Origin of the sequence: Nonlabens sp. (assembly GCF_047636915.1) — a bacterium.
Taxonomy (GTDB): domain Bacteria; phylum Bacteroidota; class Bacteroidia; order Flavobacteriales; family Flavobacteriaceae; genus Nonlabens.
Window position 1 is genome coordinate 21,070 of the sequence record NZ_JBLIGN010000034.1, and the last position, 6,000, is coordinate 27,069.

The 6,000-nt window shown below is 34.9% G+C and carries 6 protein-coding genes; 4 read left to right on the top strand and 2 right to left on the bottom strand.

Annotated elements, in window-relative coordinates:
• Positions 1–522: 522 nt before the first annotated feature.
• Complete coding sequence (locus tag ACJAT0_RS07120; protein WP_415181114.1) at positions 523–939, bottom strand: hypothetical protein; 417 nt, start codon at positions 937–939, stop codon at positions 523–525.
• 220 nt (positions 940–1,159) lie between these two features.
• On the opposite strand from ACJAT0_RS07120, the gene ACJAT0_RS07125 reads away from it, so the two are divergent.
• Positions 1,160–2,500, top strand: coding sequence for a TlpA family protein disulfide reductase (locus ACJAT0_RS07125; protein WP_415181115.1), 1,341 nt, complete (start codon positions 1,160–1,162; stop codon positions 2,498–2,500).
• 82 nt (positions 2,501–2,582) lie between these two features.
• Here the strand turns inward: ACJAT0_RS07125 and lysS are convergent, their stop codons facing one another.
• The gene (gene lysS / locus ACJAT0_RS07130; RefSeq protein ID WP_415181116.1) at positions 2,583–4,274 is read right to left on the bottom strand and encodes a lysine--tRNA ligase; all 1,692 of its coding nucleotides are present in this window, start codon (positions 4,272–4,274) and stop codon (positions 2,583–2,585) included.
• A gap of 216 nt (positions 4,275–4,490) precedes the next feature.
• Here lysS and ACJAT0_RS07135 point away from each other — a divergent pair, with 216 nt between their 5' ends.
• The 3 genes from ACJAT0_RS07135 to ACJAT0_RS07145 form a co-directional block, all read left to right on the top strand.
• Positions 4,491–4,649 carry a YqaE/Pmp3 family membrane protein gene (locus ACJAT0_RS07135; RefSeq protein ID WP_374003630.1) on the top strand — a complete coding sequence of 53 codons (159 nt, stop codon included), beginning with the start codon at positions 4,491–4,493 and terminating at the stop codon, positions 4,647–4,649.
• Positions 4,650–4,700: 51 nt separating this feature from the next.
• A complete protein-coding gene (gene lipB, locus ACJAT0_RS07140) occupies positions 4,701–5,396 on the top strand; it encodes a lipoyl(octanoyl) transferase LipB (RefSeq protein ID WP_415181117.1) in 696 nt (231 codons plus the stop codon).
• Between the two features lie 263 nt (positions 5,397–5,659).
• On the top strand, positions 5,660–6,000 hold a 341-nt coding region (locus ACJAT0_RS07145; RefSeq protein ID WP_415181118.1), incomplete at its 3' end, for a DUF4856 domain-containing protein.

A 6,000-nucleotide genomic window follows, 5' to 3' on the forward strand; every position in this document is an offset into this window, starting at 1 on the left:
TATTTTACGATCAACAATATTTTATTATTTAGAGTTCCCCTTTCTTTAGAGTAAGTTGAATGTTTATTTCCTTAATAAGTTTTCTCTAAGGTCTTGATAATTATTCGTCATGCCATTCTGACTCGCTTAATAATTTATAACTTCTTTCTATCTTTGATCGAAACCTTCCACAAGCTCTTCTTTGATGTTTTTTATTTCCCCTAATGTCAGCATGTTTGATTGTATCAAACATTGTAAGTTTAAAAGAAGCTGCGATCTTAGTATCGAGTTTTGCCTTAAAATTTTGAAATCTTACTGTCGTTTGTTACTTAATTATTTGTTGCGAGTTGCTTAGTTCTTAAAATGCAAAAGGTAAAGAGCTTCCAAGCATAGCGATCATAAAAAGTAATTTATTCCTGTTAATTAAATGATCGAATTTTAAATAAGGTATGATCAAAAGGAATAATTGAAAAGCTGGATTCAACTAAGAAGCCAGCCTTGATAACGCTTAAGTTAATTACTTAAAGCAGTTCATTTGCACCATTAATTGTTGCGATCTCCTCTTGCCCCTCTTCTTTGTTTGACACCTTTCCTTTTATCTTTGGTTTTTCTCGTTATCATTTTCTCCCATTTGATGTATTGATCTGCATTTAAAATGCTTTTCATTTCACGTTTCCTAGTGATTTTATTTTCTAGCATTTGTTCTAGAGCATTAAATCTCTGAACATTTGTAAGTTCTGAACGATCTTCTTTAGTCATTTTATCAGCCAGGCGTTCTTTGGTATGGGCCATTAATAATTTTTCTACTTGTGCTTGTTGCTTTGCATCCAGATCTAAAGCGAGAGTCATTTTTTTAGATTGAATCGATACCATTTGTTCTGGATTGCGATCTCTTTTAGCCTCTTGCGCATTGGAAATTCCTGCGGTTAGGATGGTTATTAAAAACAAGGTCTTTTTCATGAGTGTGTTCTTTTATGTTACCCTTCTATGACTGTGTATTTTGAATAAGGTTTCATTTATAAGAAGGAAAAAGTAAGGGTTGTATCTTGAAGTATATTTGGAACACTTAGATTATTTGCATGATCACTTCTCTATATTCCCTAGATCTCCTTTATATTTGGTTGAATAATGTTCTTTGAATACTTAGCTTTACAAGGAGCGCTCCACATTAATACATCACATGAAATACATCATTATACTGCTAGCATTACTGCTTTCTACACTAACTTTTGCAAATTCTGGTACAATTGAAATCTCCGGATTTATTAAGAATTCAACTTTTGATACGGTAAGTATTAAATCTATATCTAATGCAACTATTGAATCGGCTGAGGTAGATCCTAAAGGGAATTTTAATTTAAAACTGTCTCTCGAAAAAGGTTTTTATTTGTTGAAGTATGGTCGTGAATCTGTCTATATATATGTATACCCTAACGACAAGTTGGAAATATCATTTGACGCCAAAATTTTTAATAAGACGTTATATTTTTCTGGTGACGGCGCTCAAAGGAATAATTATTTGGTTCATAAAGCGCAATTAATGGAAAAAATGACTGAAGATATAAATTCATTTTATGACGTTTCTGAAACTAAATATTTGGAAAACCTTTTAGGCGTTAAGGAAAGACTGCAAAAGGAATTAAAGCAAATTGATGTAGAACCCTATTTTATGGAAGACGAGGAGAAATCCCTTCAATATAATTATTTATTAAGCATTCAAAACTTTAAAACGAGCTATACCTATTATCTAGGTAAAGAGATTGAACTTTCAAATAACTTTTATTCTGAGCTTAAAGGTGTTGATCTAAGAAATATGCAGGATTATAAATGGCAGCCCTACTATTATTATCTGGTCAACTCTATTTGGTCTAAAAGAATAAATAAAGAAGTAGGTTTTAAGAATATGAGCACAAAACTTTTAGAAATTAAGGAGGAAGAAGTGATCAATTCTGTCTTTAATGGTTTCTATTCCCAGATTACTAGAGATAAAGCCAAAGCTAAAGATTATTTTAAACTGATTAAGAAATATTCTACGAGTAAAGAGTATATCGCAGCTGCTAAAAAACAAATGGAATCATTGTTTTTGATTAGTAAAGGTGATGTATCACCTTCTTTTACTTATAAGGATATTAAGAAAAAAGAGGTGTCACTCTCAGATTTTAAGGGAAAACTCATCTATATGGATGTATGGGCAACGTGGTGTGCTCCTTGTAAAAAGCAAATTCCATATTTACAAAAGCTAGAAGAGTATTTTGATGGTCAAGATATCGTATTTATCAGTATTTCTGTAGATAAAATTAAAGCTTATGAAAATTGGGAAAACATGGTAAGGGAACAAGAATTAGGAGGTATTCAATTGTTTGCAGATAATTCTTTTGATAGTCCATTCATGAAAGCCTACGGTATCAATTCTATACCAAGGTTTATAATCGTAGATAAAGACGGAAACGTTTATGACGATAAAGCCCCTAGTCCTTCTTTTGAGAAAACAAAGGTTTTATTAGAACAACTATTGAAATAGATTTTTATAAGTAGGTAGTAGCTTAAAAATATAAATCCCTTAACCGTTAGTTAAGGGATTTATAGGTACAAAAAAGTTTTATTTAAACCACTTCTACAAAAAGGCCATCATCTGTTTTATCCACCTTAGCCACTTTTTTAGCAGTAAGTCCTTTGATGGATTTATCCCATTTTTTACCGCTCAAGCCAGTTAGATCTTTTAAGGCAGTTAGCTCTATTTTGCCAGACTTAGTAAGCAAGTCAAAAACCTGTTGTTCGTCTTCATTTAGCGCAATTGTATTTGTGTTTTCTGGCTTCATCTGTGGGAAGAAAAGCACTTCTTGTATCGAAGGGTTGTTAGTTAAATACATGATCAATCGGTCCATTCCTATTCCCAGTCCAGAAGTAGGTGGCATTCCATATTCCAATGCACGCAAGAAATCTTGATCTATAAACATAGCCTCGTCGTCACCGCGGTCTGCTAGAGCAACTTGTGCTTCAAAGCGCTCTCTTTGGTCTATAGGATCATTCAATTCTGAATAGGCATTTGCGATTTCTTTACCACAAACCATCAATTCAAAACGCTCTGTTAACTCTGGATTATCTCGGTGTTGTTTGCAAAGCGGTGACATTTCTTTAGGATAATCTGTAATAAACGTTGGCTGGATGTACTGACCTTCACATTTTGCTCCAAAGATCTCGTCGATTAACTTTCCTTTTCCCATTGTGGCGTTGACTTCTATTCCTTCTGCTTTAGCGAAAGCGTACAACTCCTCTTCACTTTTGCTATCGATATCAAATCCAGTGAAATCAATAATGGACTGGCGCATAGTTATTCTAGGATACGGTGCTTTCCACTCAATTTTATGTTCTCCAAACTGACTGCTGGTTTCTCCGTTTACACTTACCGCGCAACTCTCAAGAAGCTCCTCGGTGAAGTCCATCATCCAGTTGTAGTCTTTATAAGCTACATAGATTTCCATAGCTGTAAACTCTGGATTGTGCGTGCGATCCATTCCTTCATTACGGAAGTTTTTACTGAATTCATAAACTCCATCAAAGCCACCTACAATAAGTCTTTTTAAATACAGCTCGTTTGCAATACGCATATAAAGCGGTATGTCTAGTGAGTTGTGGTGCGTCATAAAAGGACGTGCCGAAGCTCCACCTGGAATAGGTTGCAGGATAGGAGTTTCTACTTCAAAATATTCACGCTCATTAAAAAATGAACGCATCGCATTAAAAAGTTTGGTTCTTTTAATAAATACTTCCTTCACATGTGGGTTCACTACTAGGTCTGCATAACGCTGTCTGTAACGCATTTCTGGGTCAATAAACTTGTCGTATGTATTACCGTCAGCATCTGTTTTAGGAAGTGGTAATGGCTTTAAAGATTTGCTTAATAAAGTATACTCTTTAATGTTCACCGTTATTTCACCTACTTGGGTCTTAAAAAGCTCTCCTTTTATTCCTATAAAATCACCCAGGTCCAATAACTTTTTAAACACATCATTATACATGGATTTATCATCTCCTGGACAAATCTCGTCACGGTTAAAATAAACCTGAATGCGGCCATCAGCATCTTGAATTTCTCCAAAAGAGGCTTTTCCTTGTATTTTTTTACGCATCAAACGCCCAGCGATAACCACCTGTTTTCTTTCTTGGAAATCGGCTTTAATCTTCTTAGATGTAGAATCTACTGGATAAAGTGCTGCTGGATAAGGATCAATTCCCATCTCACGCAGCTTGCCTAGTTTTTCACGGCGTACGATTTCTTGTTCAGAAAGTTGCATATTGTTTGTTTGAATTAAGCTCGCAAAGGTAAGTTGCTATTATGGTGTAACAAAATAGTTTTTTCAGGGTCTTAGTTCTATAGGAATGTGCTCTTAGGTATGAAGTAGGAGTTAAAAAGCTTTGAAGAATAGCTTTAATGATAGTTAATGTCAACAACGGTAATAAACTCGACGTCCTAAAACAGGGCCACATCTCTAATTCTTAAAACCTTTTTTATGAGCTTCTGGCGTGTTATTCTGGCCATTATTTTTCCACCACTAGCCGTCATAGGCAAAGGTTGTGGTTCTATTATTATTGTTTTTATACTCACATTATTGGGTTGGATTCCTGGTGTAATAGCGGCGTTGATAATTTTGAATAATCCAGATAGGTAAATCCTATACATTCTTTAAGGTAAATGGTCTTCTTACTTTTACCTTTGCCTTATGAACAAGAAAGTAAATTTTCAAGATCTAGGTCGCAAAGATTACAAAGAAACTTGGGAGTACCAAGAGCAGCTCTTTAAGCGCATACTGGATACTAAAATCAAGAATAGGAGAGAAGATGCGGGTCTTGAAACTGCAAACCACTTGCTTTTTGTGGAGCACGATCATGTGTATACCTTAGGTAAAAATGGTGCTCTTGAAAATTTATTGGCTAACGAGGGTTTGTTGGAAAAAATAGGAGCTACTTTTTATAAGATCAATCGCGGTGGTGACATTACCTATCACGGCCCTGGACAGATTACTGGCTATCCTATTCTAGATCTCGATAATTTCTTTACCGATATTCATAAATACCTCCGTTTTTTAGAAGATATTTTTATTAAAATTCTAGCTGATTACGGTCTTAAAGGAGAGCGCAGTGCTGGAGAAACTGGTGTTTGGCTGGATGTGGGAACGCCTTTTGCTCGCAAGATTTGTGCCTTGGGTGTCCGGGCAAGTCGTTGGGTCACCATGCATGGTTTTGCCTTTAACGTAAATACGAATCTGGGGTATTTCGATCATATTATTCCCTGTGGTATTGATGATAAAGCCGTGACTTCGCTTGCTGTCGAGCTTAAAAGAGAAATAGATCTGGAGGAGGTAAAAGATAAAATCAAGAAATACTTTGAAGAGCTTTTTGAGGCAGAGCTGGTTTAAGAGAACACTATCACTACTGTTTCCGCTTTCGCGAAAGCGGAACATCCATCAAAATATTTGTAAAAGATAACGCTACAATTAGCTTATTATGGGCTGTCCAACCCTTATTTAGAATCATTCTATATTTTTTACCAATGGTTTTTATGGAAGCTATAAGAAATAACAATAGATTAAAAAGCCTCTTATATTTATTTAATCTAAATAAGGATATATATTTGCATTCGAAAATAGAAATTATTTATATTAAGTCTAAATAAACAGAAATGAAACTTACAAAAATATCTTTTTTAGTCCTGACTGCGGTTTTTGCAGCAACATTCACCTCATGTGATAATGATGATGAAGCTTCCATTACAAATAATGTAATAGCACCTGCGACTTACTCTTTTGAGAGAAACTCAGAAAGTTCTGTTGCTTATTCTGGTCAGACGACTCGTATTAAAATGGCTGATGAATTAGCTGCCGCTCTTTTAGATTATTCATTAGATGAGGTTTCTATTGATGCCATGTTTGCTCATGTTGAAGGAGCAAATAATTTTTCTGATGCTTTTTTAAATGCATCTGATAAAAGTGTTCGCAGTAAAGTAGCTGCCAGTACCGATTT